Annotated in this window: 1 protein-coding gene and 2 pseudogenes; 2 read left to right on the plus strand and 1 reads right to left on the minus strand. The window is 33.3% G+C overall.

The window, feature by feature from the left end; genetic code table 11:
* Positions 1 to 433: 433 nt before the first annotated feature.
* Positions 434 to 1153, minus strand: a pseudogene (gene catA, locus CK220_RS31160) (type A chloramphenicol O-acetyltransferase).
* Positions 1154 to 1597: 444 nt separating this feature from the next.
* Here catA and CK220_RS31165 point away from each other — a divergent pair.
* Both CK220_RS31165 and CK220_RS31170 read left to right on the plus strand, forming a co-directional pair.
* On the plus strand, positions 1598 to 2581 hold the full coding sequence (locus tag CK220_RS31165; RefSeq protein ID WP_000336291.1) for a protein rep: 984 nt from the start codon (positions 1598 to 1600) through the stop codon (positions 2579 to 2581).
* A 159-nt stretch (positions 2582 to 2740) separates the two neighbouring features.
* Positions 2741 to 2965, plus strand: a pseudogene (locus CK220_RS31170) (aminoglycoside nucleotidyltransferase); the annotation flags it as partial.
* Positions 2966 to 3299 lie beyond the last annotated feature (334 nt).

The raw sequence follows: 3299 nt of genomic DNA on the forward strand, positions 1-3299 counted from the left end.
CTATATGATTTACCCCTAAATCTTTAAAATGCCCCTTAAAATTCAAAATAAAGGCATTTAAAATTTAAATATTTCTTGTGATAAAGTTTGTTAAAAAGGAGTGGTTTTATGACTGTTATGTGGTTATCGATTATAGGTATGTGGTTTTGTATTGGAATGGCATTTTTTGCTATCAAGGTTATTAAAAATAAAAATTAGACCACGCATTTATGCCGAGAAAATTTATTGTGCGTTGAGAAGAACCCTTAACTAAACTTGCAGACGAATGTCGGCATAGCGTGAGCTATTAAGCCGACCATTCGACAAGTTTTGGGATTGTTAAGGGTTCCGAGGCTCAACGTCAATAAAGCAATTGGAATAAAGAAGCGAAAAAGGAGAAGTCGGTTCAGAAAAAGAAGGATATGGATCTGGAGCTGTAATATAAAAACCTTCTTCAACTAACGGGGCAGGTTAGTGACATTAGAAAACCGACTGTAAAAAGTACAGTCGGCATTATCTCATATTATAAAAGCCAGTCATTAGGCCTATCTGACAATTCCTGAATAGAGTTCATAAACAATCCTGCATGATAACCATCACAAACAGAATGATGTACCTGTAAAGATAGCGGTAAATATATTGAATTACCTTTATTAATGAATTTTCCTGCTGTAATAATGGGTAGAAGGTAATTACTATTATTATTGATATTTAAGTTAAACCCAGTAAATGAAGTCCATGGAATAATAGAAAGAGAAAAAGCATTTTCAGGTATAGGTGTTTTGGGAAACAATTTCCCCGAACCATTATATTTCTCTACATCAGAAAGGTATAAATCATAAAACTCTTTGAAGTCATTCTTTACAGGAGTCCAAATACCAGAGAATGTTTTAGATACACCATCAAAAATTGTATAAAGTGGCTCTAACTTATCCCAATAACCTAACTCTCCGTCGCTATTGTAACCAGTTCTAAAAGCTGTATTTGAGTTTATCACCCTTGTCACTAAGAAAATAAATGCAGGGTAAAATTTATATCCTTCTTGTTTTATGTTTCGGTATAAAACACTAATATCAATTTCTGTGGTTATACTAAAAGTCGTTTGTTGGTTCAAATAATGATTAAATATCTCTTTTCTCTTCCAATTGTCTAAATCAATTTTATTAAAGTTCATTTGATATGCCTCCTAAATTTTTATCTAAAGTGAATTTAGGAGGCTTACTTGTCTGCTTTCTTCATTAGAATCAATCCTTTTTTAAAAGTCAATATTACTGTAACATAAATATATATTTTAAAAATATCCCACTTTATCCAATTTTCGTTTGTTGAACTAATGGGTGCTTTAGTTGAAGAATAAAAGACCACATTAAAAAATGTGGTCTTTTGTGTTTTTTTAAAGGATTTGAGCGTAGCGAAAAATCCTTTTCTTTCTTATCTTGATACATATAGAAATAACGTCATTTTTATTTTAGTTGCTGAAAGGTGCGTTGAAGTGTTGGTATGTATGTGTTTTAAAGTATTGAAAACCCTTAAAATTGGTTGCACAGAAAAACCCCATCTGTTAAAGTTATAAGTGACTAAACAAATAACTAAATAGATGGGGGTTTCTTTTAATATTATGTGTCCTAATAGTAGCATTTATTCAGATGAAAAATCAAGGGTTTTAGTGGACAAGACAAAAAGTGGAAAAGTGAGACCATGGAGAGAAAAGAAAATCGCTAATGTTGATTACTTTGAACTTCTGCATATTCTTGAATTTAAAAAGGCTGAAAGAGTAAAAGATTGTGCTGAAATATTAGAGTATAAACAAAATCGTGAAACAGGCGAAAGAAAGTTGTATCGAGTGTGGTTTTGTAAATCCAGGCTTTGTCCAATGTGCAACTGGAGGAGAGCAATGAAACATGGCATTCAGTCACAAAAGGTTGTTGCTGAAGTTATTAAACAAAAGCCAACAGTTCGTTGGTTGTTTCTCACATTAACAGTTAAAAATGTTTATGATGGCGAAGAATTAAATAAGAGTTTGTCAGATATGGCTCAAGGATTTCGCCGAATGATGCAATATAAAAAAATTAATAAAAATCTTGTTGGTTTTATGCGTGCAACGGAAGTGACAATAAATAATAAAGATAATTCTTATAATCAGCACATGCATGTATTGGTATGTGTGGAACCAACTTATTTTAAGAATACAGAAAACTACGTGAATCAAAAACAATGGATTCAATTTTGGAAAAAGGCAATGAAATTAGACTATGATCCAAATGTAAAAGTTCAAATGATTCGACCGAAAAATAAATATAAATCGGATATACAATCGGCAATTGACGAAACTGCAAAATATCCTGTAAAGGATACGGATTTTATGACCGATGATGAAGAAAAGAATTTGAAACGTTTGTCTGATTTGGAGGAAGGTTTACACCGTAAAAGGTTAATCTCCTATGGTGGTTTGTTAAAAGAAATACATAAAAAATTAAACCTTGATGACACAGAAGAAGGCGATTTGATTCATACAGATGATGACGAAAAAGCCGATGAAGATGGATTTTCTATTATTGCAATGTGGAATTGGGAACGGAAAAATTATTTTATTAAAGAGTAGTTCAACAAACGGGCCAGTTTGTTGAAGATTAGATGCTATAATTGTTATTAAAAGGATTGAAGGATGCTTAGGAAGACGAGTTATTAATAGCTGAATAAGAACGGTGCTCTCCAAATATTCTTATTTAGAAAAGCAAATCTAAAATTATCTGAAAAGGGAATGAGAATAGTGAATGGACCAATAATAATGACTAGAGAAGAAAGAATGAAGATTGTTCATGAAATTAAGGAACGAATATTGGATAAATATGGGGATGATGTTAAGGCTATTGGTGTTTATGGCTCTCTTGGTCGTCAGACTGATGGGCCCTATTCGGATATTGAGATGATGTGTGTCATGTCAACAGAGGAAGCAGAGTTCAGCCATGAATGGACAACCGGAAAGAGCGAAAATGCCTCACATTTGTGCCACCTAAAAAGGAGCGATTTACATATGAGTTATGCAGTTTGTAGAATGCAAAAAGTGAAATCAGATGCATGTGACAAATGCTGTATGTAGTGTCACAAAAGTGTGACACTACAGCTTTGTATGATATCACTTTAAAATTACTTAAAACCCTTGGAATGTCTGGCTTTGCCAGACCTATCATTTTTGAATGATAGCAAATTTCCCTTATGCTCTTACGGAGATTTTAGAGCTGCCTCGCGCGTTTCGGTGATGACGGTGAAAACCTCTGACACATGCAGCTCCCGGAGACGGTCACAGCTTGTCTGTAAGC

The organism is Mesorhizobium sp. WSM3860, from assembly GCF_002294995.1.
Classification (GTDB): domain Bacteria; phylum Pseudomonadota; class Alphaproteobacteria; order Rhizobiales; family Rhizobiaceae; genus Mesorhizobium.